General features: G+C 67.3%; 21 protein-coding genes. 9 read left to right on the forward strand and 12 right to left on the reverse strand.

Annotated elements, in window-relative coordinates; genetic code table 11:
• Positions 1–63: 63 nt before the first annotated feature.
• Complete coding sequence (locus tag LGM89_RS19290; RefSeq protein ID WP_226273679.1) at positions 64–1,092, forward strand: MerR family transcriptional regulator; 1,029 nt, start codon at positions 64–66, stop codon at positions 1,090–1,092.
• Between the two features lie 138 nt (positions 1,093–1,230).
• Here LGM89_RS19290 and LGM89_RS19295 read toward each other — a convergent pair whose 3' ends face one another.
• The 4 genes from LGM89_RS19295 to LGM89_RS19310 form a co-directional block, all read right to left on the reverse strand.
• Entirely contained in the window at positions 1,231–1,455 is a 225-nt protein-coding gene (locus LGM89_RS19295; RefSeq protein ID WP_089472884.1) for a helix-turn-helix domain-containing protein, read from the reverse strand.
• Positions 1,456–1,463: 8 nt separating this feature from the next.
• Positions 1,464–2,027 (reverse strand): DUF2975 domain-containing protein, encoded by a 564-nt coding sequence (locus LGM89_RS19300; protein WP_089472885.1) that lies wholly within the window; start codon positions 2,025–2,027, stop codon positions 1,464–1,466.
• Positions 2,028–2,190: 163 nt separating this feature from the next.
• Entirely contained in the window at positions 2,191–2,721 is a 531-nt protein-coding gene (locus LGM89_RS19305) for a M949_RS01915 family surface polysaccharide biosynthesis protein (RefSeq protein ID WP_206147282.1), read from the reverse strand.
• 81 nt (positions 2,722–2,802) lie between these two features.
• Positions 2,803–4,200, reverse strand: coding sequence for a sigma-54 interaction domain-containing protein (locus LGM89_RS19310; RefSeq protein ID WP_226273680.1), 1,398 nt, complete (start codon positions 4,198–4,200; stop codon positions 2,803–2,805).
• 72 nt (positions 4,201–4,272) lie between these two features.
• On the opposite strand from LGM89_RS19310, the gene LGM89_RS19315 reads away from it, so the two are divergent.
• Genes LGM89_RS19315 through LGM89_RS19330 form a run of 4 tightly spaced genes read left to right on the forward strand, consistent with a single transcriptional unit; the run spans position 4,273 to position 7,860 of the window.
• Complete coding sequence (locus LGM89_RS19315) at positions 4,273–4,452, forward strand: hypothetical protein (protein WP_226273681.1); 180 nt, start codon at positions 4,273–4,275, stop codon at positions 4,450–4,452.
• Positions 4,449–5,333, forward strand: a complete 885-nt coding sequence (locus LGM89_RS19320; RefSeq protein ID WP_226273682.1) for an MBL fold metallo-hydrolase — start codon at positions 4,449–4,451, stop codon at positions 5,331–5,333. Before LGM89_RS19315 ends, LGM89_RS19320 begins: the two co-directional genes overlap by 4 nt.
• 34 nt (positions 5,334–5,367) lie before the next feature.
• Positions 5,368–7,035: a bifunctional protein tyrosine phosphatase family protein/NAD(P)/FAD-dependent oxidoreductase gene (locus LGM89_RS19325; protein WP_226273683.1), complete on the forward strand. Its 1,668-nt coding sequence runs from the start codon at positions 5,368–5,370 to the stop codon at positions 7,033–7,035.
• An 18-nt stretch (positions 7,036–7,053) separates the two neighbouring features.
• Positions 7,054–7,860 carry a sulfite exporter TauE/SafE family protein gene (locus LGM89_RS19330; RefSeq protein ID WP_226273684.1) on the forward strand — a complete coding sequence of 269 codons (807 nt, stop codon included), beginning with the start codon at positions 7,054–7,056 and terminating at the stop codon, positions 7,858–7,860.
• A 177-nt stretch (positions 7,861–8,037) separates the two neighbouring features.
• On the opposite strand, the gene LGM89_RS19335 is transcribed toward LGM89_RS19330, so the two are convergent.
• The 4 genes from LGM89_RS19335 to LGM89_RS19350 form a co-directional block, all read right to left on the reverse strand.
• Positions 8,038–8,859, reverse strand: a complete 822-nt coding sequence (locus LGM89_RS19335) for an ABC transporter permease subunit (RefSeq protein WP_089431135.1) — start codon at positions 8,857–8,859, stop codon at positions 8,038–8,040.
• Entirely contained in the window at positions 8,856–9,782 is a 927-nt protein-coding gene (locus LGM89_RS19340) for an ABC transporter permease subunit (RefSeq protein ID WP_089425520.1), read from the reverse strand. The genes LGM89_RS19335 and LGM89_RS19340 overlap by 4 nt, the downstream gene beginning before the upstream one ends.
• Entirely contained in the window at positions 9,779–10,939 is a 1,161-nt protein-coding gene (locus LGM89_RS19345; protein ID WP_089456287.1) for an ABC transporter ATP-binding protein, read from the reverse strand. The genes LGM89_RS19340 and LGM89_RS19345 overlap by 4 nt, the downstream gene beginning before the upstream one ends.
• A gap of 85 nt (positions 10,940–11,024) precedes the next feature.
• The gene (locus LGM89_RS19350) at positions 11,025–12,119 is read right to left on the reverse strand and encodes a polyamine ABC transporter substrate-binding protein (RefSeq protein ID WP_226273685.1); all 1,095 of its coding nucleotides are present in this window, start codon (positions 12,117–12,119) and stop codon (positions 11,025–11,027) included.
• A 420-nt stretch (positions 12,120–12,539) separates the two neighbouring features.
• Here LGM89_RS19350 and LGM89_RS19355 point away from each other — a divergent pair, with 420 nt between their 5' ends.
• Positions 12,540–12,743, forward strand: coding sequence for a DUF1289 domain-containing protein (locus LGM89_RS19355; protein WP_010095552.1), 204 nt, complete (start codon positions 12,540–12,542; stop codon positions 12,741–12,743).
• An 81-nt stretch (positions 12,744–12,824) separates the two neighbouring features.
• Here LGM89_RS19355 and LGM89_RS19360 read toward each other — a convergent pair whose 3' ends face one another.
• The 3 genes from LGM89_RS19360 to LGM89_RS19370 form a co-directional block, all read right to left on the reverse strand.
• Complete coding sequence (locus LGM89_RS19360; RefSeq protein WP_089461130.1) at positions 12,825–13,466, reverse strand: OmpW/AlkL family protein; 642 nt, start codon at positions 13,464–13,466, stop codon at positions 12,825–12,827.
• Positions 13,467–13,531: 65 nt separating this feature from the next.
• Complete coding sequence (locus LGM89_RS19365; RefSeq protein WP_226273686.1) at positions 13,532–14,722, reverse strand: NAD(P)H-dependent flavin oxidoreductase; 1,191 nt, start codon at positions 14,720–14,722, stop codon at positions 13,532–13,534.
• A 123-nt stretch (positions 14,723–14,845) separates the two neighbouring features.
• The gene (locus LGM89_RS19370) at positions 14,846–16,282 is read right to left on the reverse strand and encodes an aldehyde dehydrogenase family protein (protein ID WP_089494952.1); all 1,437 of its coding nucleotides are present in this window, start codon (positions 16,280–16,282) and stop codon (positions 14,846–14,848) included.
• A gap of 134 nt (positions 16,283–16,416) precedes the next feature.
• Between LGM89_RS19370 and LGM89_RS19375 the strand changes: the two genes are divergently transcribed.
• Together LGM89_RS19375 and LGM89_RS19380 are read left to right on the forward strand one after the other, a co-directional pair.
• On the forward strand, positions 16,417–17,178 hold the full coding sequence (locus LGM89_RS19375) for a hypothetical protein (RefSeq protein WP_226273687.1): 762 nt from the start codon (positions 16,417–16,419) through the stop codon (positions 17,176–17,178).
• A 314-nt stretch (positions 17,179–17,492) separates the two neighbouring features.
• Positions 17,493–17,858, forward strand: a complete 366-nt coding sequence (locus LGM89_RS19380; RefSeq protein WP_069248063.1) for a hypothetical protein — start codon at positions 17,493–17,495, stop codon at positions 17,856–17,858.
• A gap of 131 nt (positions 17,859–17,989) precedes the next feature.
• Here LGM89_RS19380 and LGM89_RS19385 read toward each other — a convergent pair whose 3' ends face one another.
• Entirely contained in the window at positions 17,990–18,469 is a 480-nt protein-coding gene (locus tag LGM89_RS19385) for a DUF2501 domain-containing protein (RefSeq protein WP_089440193.1), read from the reverse strand.
• A 284-nt stretch (positions 18,470–18,753) separates the two neighbouring features.
• Between LGM89_RS19385 and LGM89_RS19390 the strand changes: the two genes are divergently transcribed.
• Complete coding sequence (locus LGM89_RS19390) at positions 18,754–19,302, forward strand: hypothetical protein (protein WP_226273688.1); 549 nt, start codon at positions 18,754–18,756, stop codon at positions 19,300–19,302.
• The last annotated feature ends 59 nt before the right edge of the window (positions 19,303–19,361 follow it).

The following is a 19,361-nucleotide window of genomic DNA, read 5'->3' on the forward strand; positions in this document are numbered from 1 at the left end:
CCGCTTGACCCTCACGTAGCGTAACGTTCGAGACTCCCGTGTGCGACCCGAATGGAGGAACGAATGCGACTGAAAGTGGGAGAACTGGCGAAACGCAGCGGGCTGACCGTCCGCACGCTTCATCACTATCACGCGATCGGTCTGCTGACGCCTTCGGCGCGCGCCGACAACGGCTACCGGCTGTACGACCGCCACGACATCGCCCGGCTCCATCAGATCCAGGCGCTGCGTCGCTTCGGCCTGTCGCTCGCCGAAATCGGCGACCACTTGAACCAGCCCGACACGCCGCTCGTCGAGATCGTCGCGAAGCAGATCGCGCTGCTCGACCGTCAGCTCGCGCAGACCGCGCAGTTGCGCGAGCGGCTCGTGAACCTGCACGCGCAGCTCGCTGCGGGCACGGAGCCGGAGCTGGCCGATTGGCTCACCACACTGGAGTTGATGACCGTGTACGACAAATACTTTTCCGAGGAAGAACTCGCGCGCCTGCCGATGTACCAGAAGAGCCAGACGGGCGACGCCGAATGGATCGCACTCGTCGATGAAGTTCGCGCGCTGCACGACGCGGGCGTGCCCGCCGAGGACGAACGCACCCGTGCGCTCGCCAGCCGCTGGATGGCGCTGCTCGTGCGCGACACGAACAACGATCCGCGGCTGCTGGCGAAGCTGAACCTGATGCACGAACACGAACCGGCGATGCAGTCGAAGATCGGCATTTCGACCGCGCTGCGCGACTATGTGTTGCGCGCGTCGTCGGAAACCAAGATGAGGATCTTCGAGAAGTATCTAGCGCCGGACGAGATCCGCTTCATGCGGGCCCACTACGGCGAAAGCGCGATGGCATGGCCGCAACTGATGGGCGACGTGCGCGACGCGATCGATGCGGGCGCCCGGCCGGATTCACCGGAAGGCCGCGCGCTCGCGCAGCGCTGGCTCACGCTGTTCTGCAGCTATGCGGGCAACGATCCGGCCACGCACGCGAAATTCCGCCACGCGATGATGAACGAGCCGTCGCTGACGAAGGATTCGTGGATCGACGACACGTTGATCGGCTTCGTGCGGGAGGCGATGGCGCAGCTGGCGCCGGCGCGATGAGCAGGTTGAGCGCATGAGGTTGCGGGCGGCAGGCGGGTTTTCCGCGTGTCGCCCGCTTCACCTTTGCAACCCGTGCGCGGCGCGGGACCGGCGGCACGCCGCCACCACGTCACCTCGGCACCTGGAAGTCACGGTGTGTCAGTCCGCCTCGCCGACACCGTCATCGCTGAACGCGAGCAGGTCGCCTGGCTGGCAGTCGAGATAGCGGCAGATCGCCTCGAGCGTTGCGAAGCGGATGCCCTTGACCTTCCCTTGCTTGAGCAGCGACAGATTCTGTTCGGTGATGCCGACGGCCGCCGCGAGATCCTTCGAGCGGACCTTGCGCGTCGCGAGCATCACATCGAGCCTGACCACGATTGACATGGCGCGCCTCAGACGAACTGCCGATGCTCGGCGTCGAGCGTACTCGCCTGCCGGAGGATGTGTGCGATCACGGCAATGCAGGCCGCGGTGAACAGCGCGACGACGTACGGCAGACCGAAGCCGATGCTGACCATCCGCTGGCCGACCGGTTCGAGCATCGTCGCCCACATACTGAGGAGCGGTTCGCACAGTACGCTCAGCAATACCCACAGGCCGATCGCACGCCCGGTCTTGCCGAGATGGCCGGCCGCTTGCGCGGAGAAGTAGTCGCGCTGCGCATACGTGCGGAACAGCAGACGCAGGTGACGCAGGCCGTTCGCAAGCGCGACGAGCGGTACGCCCGACAACAGAAAGCCGCCGACCTTCTGCCACCACGGGAACGCAGCGACGTCGACGTTCAGGTTGGAGATCACCGAGTCGGACAAGCCGAACGCAAACCCGGGCCCAGTTCGACTCAGGATCAACGACGGAAAGGCCCAGAACGCGGCGTTAAGCACCAACAAGCCGACGATCAACGACAGCGTGACGGCAGCCATGCACTGGCTGATACGGGCAATGCGATCGGAATGCATGCGAAGTCCTCGGCGGGAAATGAACGTGCGTTGAGTGTACACCAAAAATTATCGTAAAACGATAATTAATCATCGCACACCCATGATTTCTTATCGTACAGCACGCTCGATTCACCTCGACAGGCGCAGGTCGAACGCACAGTCACGACCGCCGCGCGCGTCCCTACCGATAGTCGCGCACGCTGATCCCGTGCCAGTGCTTCGTCATGTAGCGCAGAAACGCGGGTTGGGCTTTCAGGTCCGCATTCGGCACGGGCGCCGCGCCGCCGTCCATGAACTTGCCGTTGACCGTGACCGTTTCCTCGCCGCGCAGCACGTACTTCGTGCCCTGGTCGATCAGGAAGTATTTGACCTGGTCGGCGCTCACATCGCCGCGGCAGCCGATCTTGTACGCGAACAGGAACTGCTTGCGGCCGTTGCCGAGCAGGTCGCGCATTTCGATCGACGCGGGGACGACGTCGAGAATCACGTCGACCGGGCAGGCCTTCACGTAGTCGCGCACGGTCCAGTCGGGCCGGCCGTCAAGCGTCGCGGCGACCTTGAGTTCGACGTCGTCGCCGGACTCGGTTCTCGCGAGCGTCACCGCATGCGCGCCGGCCGCGTCGGTCCACGTGTACTCGGCGGCGGCCTGCGCCACGTTGCACAGCGCAGAGGCTGCTAGAAACAGGCAAGGCGAAAGGAGGCGTCTCTTCATCGGCGAGGGGGAGGCAGATTCGAACGCGCCATTATCGACAAAGCCGCCTGCCGCTGCCAGCGACCCGTCGCGTGCGCACGCTCAGCGCTCGCGCGCCCCGAGCCCCAGTGCCTTCATCCGCCGGTACAACGTCCGCTCGCTCATCCCGACCTGCTCGGCGAGCGCCTTGCGCGTGCCGTCGAACGTGCGCGCGATCCGCACGAGTTCCGCGTCCGACACGCCGCGCGCATCGGCAGCCCGGTCCTGCGGCGCGACCGATGCGGCGACCAGCTCGGCCGGCAGATGCTCGATCCGGATCGTCCCGTCGTCCGCGAACAGGCACGCGCGTTCGAGCACGTTGCGCAGCTCGCGGATGTTGCCCGGCCACGCATACGCATCGAGACACGCGAGCGCGCGCTCGGTCAGCACGAACGGCCGGGCCGCGAACGGCCGCGCGCCCGCATCGCCCGCACTGGCGCGCACGTTCGCGATCCGCCGCAGGATCGATTCAGCCAGCAGCGCGACGTCCCCGCGCCGCTCGCGCAGCGCCGGCAACGGAATCGGAAACGCGTTGATCCGGTAGTAGAGGTCCTGCCGGAACCGCCCGTCGTCGATCATCTCGCGCAGCGGCTTGTGCGTGGCCGCGACCAGCCGGAAATCCGCGCGCAGCGCCTCGACGCCGCCCACGCGGCGGAACGTGCCCGACTCGATCAGGCGCAGCAGCTTCACCTGCATCGGCAGCGGCACGTCGCCGATCTCGTCGAGAAACAGCGTGCCGCCCTGCGCGGTCTCGACGAGGCCCGGCTTGCGCTGGTTCGCGCCGGTGAACGCGCCCTTCTCGTAACCGAACAGTTCGCTCTCGAACAGCGTCTCGGCGATCCCCGAGCAATCGACGACGACGAACGGCCCCATCGCGCGGTCGCTCGCCTCGTGCAGCGCGCGGGCGAACAGCTCCTTGCCGGTGCCCGATTCGCCGAGCAGCAGCACCGGCAGCATCGAGGGCGCTACGCGCTGCAGTGCGCCGAGCGCCGCATTGAACGCGTCGGCGCCGCCGACGAGCCCTTCCGCGCTCGGCTGCGCTGATGCACTGCGCACTGTCGTCAGGCGCTCGACATAGGCAATCACGTTGCCGTCGGCATCGAAGATCGGCCGCAATTCGACGTCGACATGCTCGGGGCCGCGCGGCGTGTGGTGGATATGCAGCACGCGGTTCAGCCCGCGCGATTCGAGCGCCTGCTTCATCGGGCAATGCTCGCCCGCCTGGTCGCACGGCACATCGTAGTGATGCGAGACCTGGAAGCAGTGCCGGCCCACGTGCTCGACGCCCGCGACGCCGAACTGGCGCCGGTACGCATCGTTCGCCGCGAGGATGCGGTAGTCGGGATCGACGACGATCATCGGCTGCGGATCCTGCTCGAGATACGCGACGAGCGCGCGCACGTCGGGCATGGCGTCGCGGCGCGGCGCGGGGACGATCGGGATGGTGTCGTGCGGATTCATGCGGACGCTCGGTGAAGGAGTGCCTGACGAACTGCCAGGCAGACTGCCAATTCTGCCACGACACTGCCAAACATGGCAGTCAGCAGCCGCAGCCGGGTGCCGCCAACACCCGCGCATCGCTGCAACCGCACCGAAAACCCGAGCCGAATCAAGCCCCTGGCGGATCGGCCGGTGCGTCGGCGCACGCTGGCACGCTTCTTGAGTGACCCATCCCGATTGCAGATGCAGAACCCGATCGAGGACACCCCGTGAGCCATGCCACCACGCTGTCGGTCGAAGGCTTTTTCGACCCGGCGACCCACACCGTCAGCTATCTGCTGCTCGATACCGTGAGCCGCGCGTGCGCGCTGATCGACAGCGTGCTCGACTACGACCCGAAATCCGGCCGCACGCACACCGCGAGCGCCGACCGGCTGATCGCCCGCGTCGCCGAACTCGGCGCGGACGTGCACTGGCTGCTGGAAACCCACGTGCACGCCGACCACCTGTCGGCCGCGCCATACCTGAAGGAACACGTCGGCGGCCGGATCGCGATCGGCTCGCACGTGCGCCGCGTGCAGCACGTGTTCGGCACGCTGTTCAACGCGGGCCCCGGCTTCGCGCAGGACGGCCGCCAGTTCGACCGGCTGCTCGACGACGGTGACACGCTCGCGCTCGGCGCGCTGACGATCCGCGCGTTGCATACGCCGGGCCACACGCCCGCATGCATGACCTACTGCGTCGACGACGCGACACAGCGCGCGGCATTCGTCGGCGACACGCTGTTCATGCCCGACTACGGCACGGCCCGCTGCGACTTCCCGGGCGGCGACGCGCGCACGCTGTACCGCTCGATCGCGCGCGTGCTCGACCTGCCGCCCGACACGCGCCTGTACCTGTGCCACGACTACCAGCCGGGCGGCCGCGACGTGCAGTTCGAGACGACCGTGGCCGAGCAGCGCCGCGCGAACGTGCACGTGAAGGACGGCGTGACCGAGGACGATTTCGTCGCGATGCGCACCGCGCGCGACGCCACGCTCGCGATGCCCGTGCTGATGCTGCCGTCCGTGCAGGTCAACATGCGCGCCGGCCATCTGCCCGAGCCCGAAGACAACGGCGTGCGCTACCTGAAGATCCCGCTCGACGCGATCTGAGCGACACGCCCCGCCCCATCCGGAGACCCCCGACATGACCATCCGCAAGCTGACCGACACGCTGTCGGTCTCGCCGCAGATCGCGGCGGCCGACCTGCCCGCGCTTCACGCGGCCGGCATCCGCGCGATCATCTGCAACCGCCCCGACGGCGAAGGCCCCGACCAGCCGACCGTCACCGAGATCCGCGCGGCCGCCGCGTCGCTCGGCATCGACGTGCATTACCTGCCGGTCGATACCGGCAAGGTGACCGACGATCAGGCCGCACAGTTCGGCGCGCTCGTCGCGTCGCTTGAAGGGCCGGTGCTCGCGTACTGCCGCAGCGGTACGCGTTCGGCCACGCTGTGGGCGCTGTCGCAAGCCGGCCTGCGTCCGCTGAACGACATCGTCGCGACGGCCGCTGCGGCCGGCTACGACCTGCACGCGATCGCCTCACGCGTCGCGCACGGCGGCAGGCTGGCGGCACCGGCGGTCGACGCGCGGCACGACATCGTGATCGTCGGCGCGGGCGCAGCAGGCATCGCGGTTGCATCGAGCCTGCTCGCGCGTGACGCATCGCTCGACATCGCGGTGATCGATCCGGCCGACGTCCACTACTACCAGCCGGGCTGGACGATGGTCGGCGCGGGCGTGTTCCGGCCCGAGACCACCGCACGCCGGATGACCGACGTACTGCCGCGCGGCGTGCACCGGATCCAGGCCGCCGTCGCGGGCTTCGAGCCCGACGCGCACACGGTCGTGCTCGACGGCTGCCGCCGCATCGGCTATCGCAAGCTCGTCGTGTGCCCGGGGCTCAAGCTCGACTGGCACGGGATCGAAGGCCTGGCCGACACGCTCGGCCGCAACGGCGTCACGTCGAACTACCGCTACGATCTCGCGCCGTACACGTGGGAACTCGTTCGCGCATTCCGTGGCGGCAACGCGCTCTTCACGCAGCCGCCGATGCCGATCAAGTGCGCGGGCGCGCCGCAGAAGGCGATGTACCTGTCGTGCGACCACTGGCGGCGCGCGGGCCGGCTCGAAGCCGCGAACGTCGAGTTCCTGAATGCGGGCGCCGCGCTGTTCGGCGTCGCCGACTACGTGCCCGCGCTGATGGAATACGTGAAAAGCTACGACATCGCGCTGTCGTTCGGCCACAACCTCGTGTCGATCGACGGGCCCGCGCGCCGCGCGACGTTCGCGCGCGCGCTGCCGGACGGCGGCAAGGAAACCGTCGTGCGCTCGTTCGACATGATCCACGTCGTGCCGCCGCAGAAGGCGCCCGACTTCGTGCGGTCGAGCCCGCTCGCCGATGCGGCCGGCTGGATCGACGTCGATCCGGCGACACTGCGGCACAAGCAGTATCCGGACGTCTACGCGCTCGGCGACGCCACCAACACGACCAACGCGAAAACGGCCGCGGCCGCCCGCAAGCAGGCGCCGGTGGTCGCGCACAACCTGCTCGCGTCGCTCGGCCGCGCGCACGGCGACGCGGCGTACGACGGCTACGGCTCGTGCCCGCTCACCGTCGAGCGCGGCAAGATCGTGCTCGCCGAATTCCTGTACGGCGGCAAGGTCGCACCGACCTTCCCCGCGTGGCTGATCGACGGCAAGCGCCCGTCGCGGCTTGCCTGGCTGCTCAAGGAACGCGTGCTGCCGCCGCTCTACTGGAAGGCGATGCTCAAGGGCCGCGAATGGCTCGCGAAGCCCGCGATCGCACGTTGACCGGAGCGCGCTGACGCCATGCTGATTTCCCTCGTCCTGGGCGGTTTCGTCGGCGCCGTGCTCGGCCTGACCGGCGCCGGCGGCGGCATCCTCGCGGTGCCGGCGCTGGTCGTCGGCATGAGCTGGCCGATGCAGCAGGCCACGCCCGTCGCGCTCGTCGCAGTGGCCGGCAGCGCCGCGCTCGGCGCGCTCGAAGGTTTCCGCCGCGGGCTCGTGCGCTATCGCGCGGCGCTGCTGATGGCCGTGGCCGGCGTGCCGCTGACCACGCTCGGCGTACGGCTCGCGCACGTGCTGCCGCAACGCCTGCTGCTCGCGTTGTTCGCGCTGACGATGCTGGTCGTCGCCGGCCGCCTGTTGCGGCAGGCGCTGCGACACGCGCCGGTCGACGCGGAAGCGTCGCCGCTGTGCGTCGGCCGCGTGAATCCCGATACGGGCCGGCTCGTGTGGTCCTGGCCGGTCGGCGTCGCGCTGGCGTCGACCGGCGCGATGACGGGCCTGATGACGGGGCTGCTCGGTGTCGGCGGCGGCTTCGTGATCGTGCCGATGCTGCGCAAGTTCACGAACGTGTCGATGCACGGGGTCGTCGCGACGTCGCTGATGGTGATCGCGCTCGTCGGCACCGGCGGCGTGTTCGCGACGCTCGTGTCGGGCACGCGCGCACCGCTCGACGTGACGCTGTGGTTCACCGTCGCGACCGCGCTCGGCATGGCCGCCGGTCGCGGCGCGTCGCGCCACCTCGCCGCGCGGCACGTGCAGGCCGGGTTCGCGGCCGTGCTCGTATGCGTCGCGCTCGGGCTGCTGGCGAAGGCGGCGGTCGGCGCGTAGGGCGGCGCGCGACCGGGCGCGGGAATCGAACCCGCGTCCCGTCTACGATGCCGTTCATCTGTCGCAATCGCGTATAGACCGGCACCGATCCACACGCAGCGCCCCCCAAACAAAACGCCCGGCCCGACTCGTCGTCGGCACCGGGCGTTTTTTACGGCAGCAATCCCGACCCGAACGTCAGGCCGCGAACCCCGCCATCCGCTTGCGCTCCTGGCGCAGCATCACGAAGTTCGCGATCACGACGCCGGCCGTCACCGCGACGATGAACAGCGTCGCGAGCGCGTTCATCTCCGGGTTCAACCCCAGCCGCACACGCGAGAACACCACGAGCGGCAGCGTCGTCGAGCCGGGGCCCGACAGGAACGCCGACAGCACGAGGTCGTCGATCGACAGCGTGAACGACAGCAGCCAGCCCGCGATCAGCGCCTGCGAGATCAGCGGCAGCGTGATCGTGAAGAACACCTTCAGCGGCGTCGCGCCGAGATCGAGCGCGGCTTCTTCCAGCGACGGGTTCAGCTCGCGCACGCGCGACTGCACGATGATCGCGACGTACGAGATGCACAGCATCACGTGGCCGAGCCAGATCGTGAATACACCGCGCTCGGCCGGCCAGCCGATCCACTTCGCCAGCTCGATGAACAGCAGCAGCAGCGAGATCCCCTGGATCACCTCGGGAATCACGAGCGGCGCGTTGATCATCCCGCTGAACAGCGCGAAGCCGCGGAAGCGCCCCATCCGCGCGAGCACGAAGCCGGCCCACGTGCCGATGAACACCGACGCGAACGCGGTCAGCACGCCGATCTTCAGCGACAGCCATGCGGCCGTCAGCAGCTCGTCGTCCTCGACGAGCGCCGCGTACCAGCGGAACGAGAAGCCCGACCACACGGTGACGAGCTTCGACTCGTTGAACGAATAAACGATCAGGCTGATGATCGGGATGTACAGGAACGCGAAGCCGGCAAACAGCGCCGCGAACTGCAGGTAACGATTCGGCTTCATCGGCGGCCTCCCTGCTCCTTCGCCTGGAAGTGCTGGAACATCGCCATCGGCACGAGCAGCAGCAGCACCATCGCGCAGGTCACCGCCGACGCCATCGGCCAGTCCGCGTTGTTGAAGAACTCGTTCCACATCACGCGGCCGATCATCAGCGTGTTCGCGCCGCCGAGCAGTTCGGGAATCACGTACTCGCCGACCGCCGGGATGAACACGAGCAGGCAGCCCGCGATGATCCCGTTCTTCGACAGCGGCAGCGTGATCTGCACGAACGCCTTCCACGGCTTGGCGCCGAGGTCGTACGCGGCTTCGAGCAGGCGCAGGTCCATCTTCACGAGGTGCGCGTAGAGCGGCATCACGAGGAACGGCAGGTACGAGTACACCATCCCGATGTACACCGCGTAGTTGGTGCGATACAGCTCGATCGGCGTATGCGTGAGGCCGATCCACATCAGGAAGTTGTTCAGCAGCCCGTTGTTCTTCAGGATGCCGATCCACGCATACACGCGGATCAGGAACGACGTCCAGAACGGCAGCATCACGCCCATCATCAGCAGGTTGCGGGTCGCCGGGTTCGAGCGCGCGATGTAGTACGCCATCGGATAGCCGATCAGCAGACACAGCAGCGTCGTGATCGCGGCCACCCACACCGAATTCACGTAGGTCGCGAAATACAGGCTGTCCGTGAACAGGAACGCGTAGTGCGACAGGTTCAGCGCGACGTGCACGACGCCGTCCGCGTACGACGCGAGCTCCGTGTACGGCGGGATGCCGAGCTGCAGCTCCGCGAAGCTGATCTTGACGACCAGCACGAACGGCACGAGGAAGAACAGCACGAGCCACGTGAACGGCCCGGCGACGACCGCCGTGGCGCCCGTCAGGTTGAAGCGCCGCACCGGCCACTCGAGCAGGGACTTGAACGCGGTCATGACGTCAGCACCACGCCGGCCGTCGCGCTCCAGCGCACGTAGATCTCGTCGCCGAGCGCCGGCGTCTCGAGCTCCGAAATCGCGAGGCTCGACACGTTCGCGATCACCGTCTTGCCGCCGTCGAGCTTCACGTGATACAGCGAGTAGCCGCCCATGTAGGCGACGTTGCTGATCCGGCCGCGCGCCCAGTTGAACGCGCCTTCGGGCGGCTTGCGCGTGAGCGCGATCCGTTCGGGGCGCACCGACACGGTGACCGGCATCCCGAGCGGGCCCGAGATCCCGTGGCTCACGTACAGCCGGCTCGGCAGCTCCGGCGACTCGATGTACACGTGGTCGGGCTCGTCCTCGACGGTCACGCCGTCGAACAGGTTCGTCGAGCCGATGAATTCGGCCGAGAAGCGGCTGTTCGGATATTCGTACACCTCGTTCGGCGAGCCGATCTGCACGATCTGCCCTTCGCTCATCACCGCGAGGCGATTGGCCATCGTCATCGCTTCTTCCTGGTCGTGCGTGACCATGATGCAGGTGACGCCGACCTTGTTCAGGATGTTGACGAGCTCGATCTGCGTGCGCTGGCGGATCTGCTTGTCGAGCGCGGACATCGGCTCGTCGAGCAGCAGCAGCTTCGGCCGCTTGACCAGCGAGCGCGCGAGCGCGACGCGCTGCTGCTGGCCGCCGGACAGCTGATGCGGCTTGCGCTTCGCGTACTTGCTCATCTGCACGAGTTCGAGCGCCGAAGCGACGCGCTCTTTCAGCTCGGCCTTCGGCGTGCCTTCCTGCTTGAGACCGAACGCGACGTTCGACTCGACCGACATGTGCGGGAACAGCGCATACGACTGGAACATCATGTTCACGGGCCGCTTGTACGGCGGCATCTGCGCGAGGTCCTCGCCGTCGATCAGGATCTTGCCCGACGTGACCGTCTCGAGGCCCGCGAGCATCCGCAGCAACGTCGACTTGCCGCAGCCCGAGCTGCCGAGCAGCGCGAACAGCTCGCCCTGGCGCACGGTCAGGTTGACGCTGCGCACGGCTTCGGTGTCGCCGAATTTCTTGACGACGTCGACGATCTGGACAAAGGACTCGGCGCGCGCATCGGCGCCGGAGGAGGAAACGGAGGACGGCGCGCCCGCGACCGGCGCACCCGACTGGCTATTCATGATGTGCTGCTTCTCTCCTGCGTTGAACGAACAAAGCCCCCGGGGGTACCAGGGGCTTCATGACTGCCGGGAACATCGGCTCGCGTCAGCGGCCCGACTTCAGCTCGGTCCACAGACGCGTCTGCAGACGCTGGATTTCAGGCGGCAGCGGCTTGAGCAGGAACAGCGTCTTCACGACGTCGGCCGGCGGATAGACGGCCGGGTCGTTCGCGACGTCGGGCCGCACGTACTTGCGGGCCTCTGCGTTGGCGCTCGGGTAGTACACCGCGTTCGTGATCGCCGCGTGCACCTTCGGATCCTCGATGTAGTTGATCCACTGCAGCGCGGCATCCTTGTTCTTCGCGTCCTTCGGGATCGCCATCACGTCGAACCACACCGGCGCGCCGCCCTTCGGAATGTAGTACTCGACCTTGTACGGCTTCTTCGCCTCGATCGCGCGATGCTTCGCGATCACGACGTCGCCCGACCAGCCGAACGCGAAGCAGATGTCGCCGCCGACCAGGTCGTTGATGTAGCCCGACGAGTTGAATTGCGTGATGTACGGGCGGATCTTCTTCAGCACGTCCATCGCGGCCTTGTAGTCGGCCGGGTTCGTGCTCATCGGGTCCTTGCCGATGTAGTGCAGCGTCGCCGCGAACATCTGGTCGGGGGCGTCGAGCACCGACACGCCGCAGGTCTTCAGCTTCGAGATGTTTTCCGGCTTGAACAGGATGTCCCAGTTGTCGAGCGGCACCTTGCCGAGCGCCTGCTGCGCCTTCGTCAGGTTGTACGCGAGACCGGTCGTGCCGTACGCCCAGGGCACCGAGTACTTGTTGCCCGGGTCCGCGCCGGCGACGAGCGCCATCAGTTGCGGATCCAGGTACTTGAGGTTCGGCAGCTTCGACTTGTCGAGCGGCGCGAAGATGCCGGCGGCGATCTGCTTGCCCGCGTAGTTGCTGGTCGGCACGACGATGTCGTAGCCCGAGCTGCCCGTCAGCAGCTTCGCCTGCAGCGTGTCGTCGCTGTCGTAGTTGTCGTAGCGGACCTTGACGCCCGTCTGCTTCTCGAAGTTCGGGATCGTGTCCTTCGCAATGTAGTCCGACCAGTTATAGACATTGAGCTGCGTATCCTTCGCCGCTGCCGCCGATGCACCCACGCACAGCGCGAGCGCTGCGAACCGGCCCACTACCTTTGCTTTCATCCCGTTCTCCCTCCGGCCGGACCGTGTGTCCGGCTGCCGTCTGCCTCGTCATGACGGCGCATTCTGGCGCGCCGCCCCTCGAAAACCCCGAAAACTACCATCATTCGCGCCCCGTCACAAAAAAATCATGCCGGTGTCGCGCAAACGGAACAGATTACCGCCGCCGGCCAGGCTGGCCGCCCGTGCGGCGGGGCGTTCCCGGGGAATTCTATCGGGTAATCGGCGGCTGTCCACCGGGAAAAACGGGCGGCGGCGCACCCGCGTCCGCCGGCCGGACGCGAACCGCCCGGCGGCCGTGCCCGAACCCCGCCGTACTGTCACGCCGCTGCACCGGTACGGCATGCCGGCGGCGCCCGTCCGACCGTTCGGCCGCGATGCATTAAAATGGCGGCTGACGATTCAACTGCGTGAACCCTTCCGATGGCCTCCAATCTCCACGACCTGCCCGACAGCCCCTGCATCGGCGTGTGCTCGACCCTCTTCGACGAAGTCTGCAAGGGCTGCGGCCGCACGGCTGCCGAAGTGTCGAACTGGGTGTTCCTGAGCGACGACGAAAAGCGCGCGGTGTGGGAGCGCATCTCGCGCGAAGGCACCGCGATGCGCTTCCAGTACGACAAGCTGTAAATCCGCCGCCGCCGCGCATAAAAAAAGCGGCATGCCGACCGACATGCCGCCAACCCCAACTCTGTTCTTTTCCCGCCGCGTCTAGAACTTCATCCCGACGCCCACGCCGACGATCAGCGGATCGATGTGCAGCGTGCCGATGCCCTTGTCGCCCAGCGTCGCATCGGTGCTCATCCAGATCTTCTTCACGTCGACGTTCATGAAGACCTTCTTCGTCAATTGCACGTCCACGCCGAACTGCAGCGCGGGGCCGAAGCTGCTCTTGTTGATCGACACGCCCTCGCCGCCGACGTTGAGCCCGTTGTTGTAGAAGTACGTGTAGTTCACGCCCGCGCCGACGTACGGACGCACCTTGCCGGCATGGTTGAAGTGGTACTGCAGCAGCAGTGTCGGCGGCAGCACGCCGACGCCGCCGAGATTGCCGACGCTCGACGTCAGCTGGTGCCGCGACGTACCCAGGATCAGCTCCACGCCGAGGTAGTCGCGGATCATGTACGTGAAGTCGAGCTCGGGCACGATCGCGTTGTTCACCCCGACGTTGAGCGCGCCCAGCGTATCGCTCGCGCGTTCGTTCGGCTGGATGCTGATCGCGCGCAGCCGGACCAGGACGTCGCCCTGGTTGATGCCGTCGCCCGGCGAGGCTGCGTGCGACAGCGAAGGCAGCGCGGCGAAAGCGGCCGCAACGGCGGCAGCGGTGACACAAGTTCGAATCGTTTTATGCATGGTACGGACCCCCAAAGAATGGTTTCCATTCTCCCTGTAGGGTCTTTTCTTCATCTTGATATTCGTCAAGCCAGCGTAAACGTGGGGCGGTTTGCCGCAGGCTCCGTCGCAGCGCCCGTCAGCAACAGGTCGAGCAGATCGCGCACGCTGCGGATCGCACGGCCGAACGGCAACGCTTCGCGGCCGCGGAAGAACAGCCCGTTCGCGACGTCGCCGCGCAGCGCGGCCGCGAGCCGCGTGTCGATGCAGAAATGGCCGAACTTCTCGATGCCGTCGCGCAAGCCGCATACGCTCAGGCATTCGAGCGCGGTCGGGCAGCGCTGCTTCAGCGCGCCTAGCTTGGTGCGGATGCGCGTCTCGTTGCGCAGGTAACGATCGAGCCACGGCGTCTTCACCGCGCGCGCGGGCAGCCCCGTCACGCTGACGAAGTCGACGATGTCCTCGGGCGTCGCGTCGGCCAGCACGCGCTTGAAGTGCGGATGCGCATCGCCCTCTTCCGTCACCGCGAACGGCGTCCCCACCTGCACGCCGTTCGCACCGGCGTCGAACGCCGCACGCACCGTGTCGTGACTGTTGATCCCGCCCGCAACGATCAGCGGGATCGTTTCGCGTGCGAGGCCGAGCGTCGCCATCACCTGGGCGGTCTCGTCGAGCACGCGCGCGAAATCGAAGCGAGGGTCGTGCATGTCGTCGATCTGCGTGACGCCGAGATGGCCGCCCGCATGCGCCGGATGCTCGATCACGATCGCGTCGGGCAGGCGCCCCTTCTTCATCCACTTCTTCAGCACGAGCGCGATCCCGCGGCTGTCCGACAGGATCGGAATCAGCGCGATGTCGTGTCCCTGCGTGAGGTCGGGCAGGTCGAGCGGCAGGCCCGCGCCCATCACGATCGCGTCCGCCCCCTCGTCGCACGCCACCCGCACGTAGTCCGCATGCGCGCTCACGGCCTTCATCACGTTGACCGCGATCATCCCGCGCCCTTCGCTGTAGGTCTTCGCGAGGCGGATCTCGCGTGCGAGCGCCTCGAGGTTCGCGGCCTCGAGCGTCGCGCGATCGGGTTGCGCGCGGCAACGCGCGAGCAGGTCCGCATGATGGTGGCGCAGGTCGATGCTCGCGATCGTGCCGACCGCGCCTTCGCGCGCGACGCTGCCCGCGAGCCGGTGCGCGGAGATGCCGACACCCATGCCGCCCTGCACGACGGGCAACAAGGTGCGGCCGCGAATCGTCAGCGGCGGAAAGGAAGTGCGTACGGTCATCTGAAACCTCGTCGGAACATCGGAACCGCGATGATCGACGATCCACCGACGCGCACCTTGACGGCCGTCAATAAAAAAACGGCACGCGAGCGTGCCGTTTCCGGTTCAGGCCGTGACAAACGCTCAGGCCGGCTTCGCGGGCTTCAGTTGCATCGACTTGTACTCGAGATATTCTTCGAGCCCGTACACGCCGTTCTCGCGGCCGTGCCCCGACTGCTTGTAGCCGCCGAACGGCGCGGCCATGTTCCATGCGCCGCCGTTGATGTCGACCTGCCCGGTGCGGATGCGGCGCGCGATGCCCATCGCGCGTTCGTCGCTGCCGGCCCACACCGCGCCGCCGAGCCCGTACGGCGAATCGTTCGCGATCCGCACGGCCTCGTCTTCATCGCGATACGTGATGATCGACAGCACCGGCCCGAAGATTTCTTCCTGCGCGATCGTCGATTTCGGATCGACGCGGCCGAACACGGTCGGCTTCACGAAGAAGCCTTTATCCAGCCCTTCCGGCAGGCCCGTGCCGCCCGTCACGAGTTCAGCGCCTTCGTCGATCCCGCGCTGGATGTAGTCCTGCACGCGCTGCTGCTGCACGGCCGATGCCAGCGCGCCCAGGCGCGTCGCATCCTGCCGCGGATCGCCGGCGACGTAGGTTTCGGCCGCCGCCTTCGCGAGCTCACGTGCCTCGTCGTAGCGCGCTTCCGGCACCAGCATGCGCGTGTGCGCGGAGCAGGTCTGCCCCGCGTTCAGGTAGCACGCGTTGACCGTGCCCTTCACCGCCGTCGCGAAATCGGCATCGTCGAGGATCACCGACGCCGACTTGCCGCCCAGCTCGAGTGCAACGCGCTTGACGCCCGCGGCCGCCAGCTCGGCCACGCGCTTGCCGGCGCGCGTCGAGCCCGTGAACGACACCATGTCGACGTCCGGATCGGTGGCCAGCACTTCACCGACCACCGGGCCATAGCCGCACACGAGGTTGAACACGCCGGCCGGCAGCCCGGCTGCGTGAATCGCTTCGGCGAGCATGAACGCGTTCAGCGGCGCGACTTCGGACGGCTTCAGGACGACCGTGCAGCCGGCCGCGAGCGCCGGCGCAACTTTCAGCGTGATCTGGTTGAGCGGATAGTTCCACGGCGTGATCGCCGCGACGACGCCGACCGGCTCGCGCACGACGAGCGAGTTGCCGACCTGTGCCTCGAATTCGAACGACTCGGCGAGCTTCGCATACGCCTTCCAGTTGTAGATCGGGCCGCCGACCTGGATCGCGCGCGACAGCTTGATCGGCATCCCGACTTCGCCGGTGATCGACTGCGCGAGTTCCTCGCTGCGCGCCTGCAGATGCTCGACGATCTTGCGCAGGTAGCCCGCGCGTGTCGCGGGCGGCGTGGCCGCCCACGCGTCGAAGGCTGCGCGTGCCGCGCGGATCGCGTCCTGCGCGTCGGACGCGACGCCTTCCGGGATCCGGCCGATCACCGCCTCGGTGCCCGAGTCGATCACGTCGATCGTGCCGGTGCCGGCCGGTTTGCGCCATGCGCCGTCGATATAGAACTGGTCGTAGATTTTCATCGCTTTCCGCCTCCAGGAAAGCCGCCATTCTAGCGAGCGTTCCGGTCCGCGGGTGTGACGCGGCGTGACGATTGACAGCCATTCGAAAGGTCTTTAGCCTCGGCGCCTCATTCATCATAAGAAAGGAGAATGCCTTGAGCATCCTGACCAAAATCGAGGGCGGCTATCTTCAGGTATTGCGCGTGATCGTGCTGTTGTTCGCGACCGCAGTCCTGATCGGCGGGGTCATATTCGGCGTGGTCGCACTCGATGCGCGCCTGTCGAAACCGCCGAAGGTTGATTCGGCCATCCAGGTCGATCCTGCATCGTTCGCGTGGGAGAACGATGCGCCCGCCAAGGCCGCGCCGGCCGCCGGCGGCGCCGCAGCCAAGGACGACGATGCGTCGCCCGCGCTGCGCCTGTCGACGCAACTGTCCGGCATCGTGCAGAAGCACGGCCGGGCGGCCCTGTCGCCGGACTACGCGGTCGATCGCGACGCGTACGAGCCGTCGTTCCAGCGCGTGCTCGGCGACGACGACCATCCGGACGTCGCGTACTACGAGCAGCAGATCGCGTATCTCGACAACGTACTGTCGCGCCCGGACGTCGCGGCCAGCGTCAAGAAGAAGGTCACCGGGCACGGCGACGAATATGCGCGCGAGCAGGCGTACACCGACGTCGTGTCGGCGATCATGCGCGACTTCTCGCAGCGCTACGACGCACGCCGCACCGCGATCGACGACGAAAAGAAGGCCGCGGAAGAAACCGCTGCCGAGAACGGACAGACCGCGCGCTTCGCGGGCGTCGCCGCGCTCGTCGCGCTGTATTCGTTCGTGTCGCTCGCGGTGCTGATCATCCTGATCCGCGTCGAGCGCAGCATCCGCTCGATCGCGCGCGCCACGCACACGACGACCTGAGTTCGCTCATCGGCAGCCGGGCCCGCGCGCCGGGCTGCGGCGGGCCCGGCAACGGGCCCGCTTCATGGCGCCGGCGGCCGTTCCCCGGCCGCCTCATCCCGCGCCGCGCCTCACGCGCTTGCGCACTTTCCGTTCCCGCTGCCCGCTCACATCGCCGTCGGCGATCCTCGCCGGCGCGGCGTCCGTTTCACCACCGCGATGTCAGCATCCGCCCGGGTGCGCGGTCGGGCCCGCATCGTGCTATGTTTTTATTATCGGCACCGGCCCAATGCAACCGGCGCCGCCCGGAATCGACGTATTTCGTGAGCGCTGCCATGTCCGACGCACCCCATATCCTCGGCTCGCAAGACCGCCTGGAACTGCTTTGCTGGCTCACCTGCGGCAATCTCGGCGCGTTTTACCTCAACGAATCGTGGCCGGACGCCACGTTCCAGGTCCAGGCCGCTCACCGCTGGCTCGACCGCCATCATCGTCAGGCCGACTGGCTGGCCGTTGCCAAGCTCGCGGCGCTCGCGCAGGACATCGCGAAGCGGCATGCCGGGTTCGTCGATGCGTCATGGGCGCGCGACGCGGTCGAGGAAATCGTCGATACCGACGATCTCGACTATCGGGCGAAACTCGTGCAATGGGTCTACGAAGACTGCTGCAAGGCGCTCGCCGACAAGCGGCTGGCCGATTGAGTCCGTGCGTGCGGGCCTCGGCATCGCGCGGCCGCCCGCTTTCTCCTCGATGACGTGCGCGGGGCGGCCGGAATGGCATGCGGAAGCGGTACGCATCGCACCGCCCCCTGCACCGCCCCGCGACGAATCGCTTACAGCAGTGACTTCGCCTGCGTCAGCACCTTGTCGCAGATCTGCTTGGTCACCTGCTGCTTCAGGCCGCCGCCGCTCAGGTCGAGCTTGCTGCCGTTGCCGGCATCGAGGACCCCGCTCGCGCCGCTGGTATAGCCGCTGTCGGACGATGCGTTGCCGCCGAGCTTGCCGATCAGCGCGTCCTTCACCGACGACGCACCGCCGGACGCCCCGCCGAGATAGTTGTTCTGGATGCAGAACTGCAACAGGCCGGCGACGTTCCCGGTGCTGCCCGGCGTCAGCGACGCACCGCCCCCGCCCGTCAATGCACCGCCGAGGCCGCCGAGATTGCCGAGCGCACCGCCCGCGCTGCCGCCTGAGTCGCCACCGCCGCCGACCTGCTTCAGGACATCGCCCAGCTGCGCATGCGCCACCGAAAACGGTGCGAGCAATCCGATCAGCGCGCCGGCAACGGTCGCGCGGTATAGACGTGCATTCATGTGAAGCCTCCCGGTTGTGATGGCATGAGTACCGCGAATCGAATCCAAGGATACTCAATCGAACCGTGCATGACAGCCTTCGAAGGCGGCCTGAAACGTCAGGCATCGTGATATCGCCGCAATTTGACAAAGCTTGACGGCGCACCGTGTGCGGAACGTCGGTTTGACGCAGGCTCGCGATCGCTGTGCCGGGTCGCCGGCGCACGTGAAGCGTCATAGAATCGTCGGGCCGGCCGTTCGGACCCTCCGGCCCGATCCCCATCCCGAACCTGAAGGATGCTCGCGTGATGCTTGCCCATCGACTTCTGCTGATCGCCGGCGCGTCGGCCGCGCTGCTTTGCGGTTCCGGCACCGCCCGCGCGGCGACGGCGACGGCCGCCGCCGCATGCCCGTCGCCTTCGTTCGACCGCTATCCGGCACTCGCGGCGAGCGCGCCACGCAAGCCGGCTGCGGCACCCCGCCTGACCACCAGGGAAACCCGCCTCTACCGCACCGTCATTCGCGACGAATTCACGCAACCGGCCAATTTTGCCGGCCACTACCGGGTCGCGATCTGGGGTTGCGGAACGGATTGCCGGAATTTCGCGATCGTCGACAAGTACACGGGCGCGACGTACACGATGCCCGGCGTGCAGGCCATCGCAGGCGTGATGGGCAACGACGAGGAGCGCGTCGATTTCCGCCCCGGCAGCAGGCTGCTGATCGTCGCGGGCTGCTTCAACGACGAATGCGACGACAACAGCGCGAAGGCCGCCCGGTTCTTCTACGAGTGGACCGGCACGCAGTTGCGTCGGATCGGCACCTGTCCGCTGGCGATCGAGCCGCTCCAGTAGCTGGCCGATGAGCGCGCCGGCCGCCGCTCGCCGCGACTTGCGCTATCGTTGCTCCGGTA

The sequence above is a fragment of the Burkholderia sp. AU31624 genome, from assembly GCF_020420065.1.
GTDB lineage: Bacteria > Pseudomonadota > Gammaproteobacteria > Burkholderiales > Burkholderiaceae > Burkholderia.

Coding starts and splice junctions, on each gene's coding strand:
- LGM89_RS19315 (WP_226273681.1), top strand. CDS start 4,273: ATGGCAGTCAGCAGCCGCAGCCGGGTGCCGCCAACACCCGCGCATCGC.
- LGM89_RS19335 (WP_089431135.1), bottom strand. CDS start 8,859: ATGAAGCCGAATCGTTACCTGCAGTTCGCGGCGCTGTTTGCCGGCTTC.
- LGM89_RS19290 (WP_226273679.1), top strand. CDS start 64: ATGCGACTGAAAGTGGGAGAACTGGCGAAACGCAGCGGGCTGACCGTC.
- LGM89_RS19305 (WP_206147282.1), bottom strand. CDS start 2,721: ATGAAGAGACGCCTCCTTTCGCCTTGCCTGTTTCTAGCAGCCTCTGCG.
- LGM89_RS19385 (WP_089440193.1), bottom strand. CDS start 18,469: ATGAATGCACGTCTATACCGCGCGACCGTTGCCGGCGCGCTGATCGGA.
- LGM89_RS19365 (WP_226273686.1), bottom strand. CDS start 14,722: ATGACCGTACGCACTTCCTTTCCGCCGCTGACGATTCGCGGCCGCACC.
- LGM89_RS19340 (WP_089425520.1), bottom strand. CDS start 9,782: ATGACCGCGTTCAAGTCCCTGCTCGAGTGGCCGGTGCGGCGCTTCAAC.
- LGM89_RS19300 (WP_089472885.1), bottom strand. CDS start 2,027: ATGCATTCCGATCGCATTGCCCGTATCAGCCAGTGCATGGCTGCCGTC.
- LGM89_RS19330 (WP_226273684.1), top strand. CDS start 7,054: ATGCTGATTTCCCTCGTCCTGGGCGGTTTCGTCGGCGCCGTGCTCGGC.
- LGM89_RS19355 (WP_010095552.1), top strand. CDS start 12,540: ATGGCCTCCAATCTCCACGACCTGCCCGACAGCCCCTGCATCGGCGTG.
- LGM89_RS19350 (WP_226273685.1), bottom strand. CDS start 12,119: ATGAAAGCAAAGGTAGTGGGCCGGTTCGCAGCGCTCGCGCTGTGCGTG.
- LGM89_RS19310 (WP_226273680.1), bottom strand. CDS start 4,200: ATGAATCCGCACGACACCATCCCGATCGTCCCCGCGCCGCGCCGCGAC.
- LGM89_RS19370 (WP_089494952.1), bottom strand. CDS start 16,282: ATGAAAATCTACGACCAGTTCTATATCGACGGCGCATGGCGCAAACCG.
- LGM89_RS19295 (WP_089472884.1), bottom strand. CDS start 1,455: ATGTCAATCGTGGTCAGGCTCGATGTGATGCTCGCGACGCGCAAGGTC.
- LGM89_RS19380 (WP_069248063.1), top strand. CDS start 17,493: ATGTCCGACGCACCCCATATCCTCGGCTCGCAAGACCGCCTGGAACTG.
- LGM89_RS19345 (WP_089456287.1), bottom strand. CDS start 10,939: ATGAATAGCCAGTCGGGTGCGCCGGTCGCGGGCGCGCCGTCCTCCGTT.
- LGM89_RS19325 (WP_226273683.1), top strand. CDS start 5,368: ATGACCATCCGCAAGCTGACCGACACGCTGTCGGTCTCGCCGCAGATC.
- LGM89_RS19360 (WP_089461130.1), bottom strand. CDS start 13,466: ATGCATAAAACGATTCGAACTTGTGTCACCGCTGCCGCCGTTGCGGCC.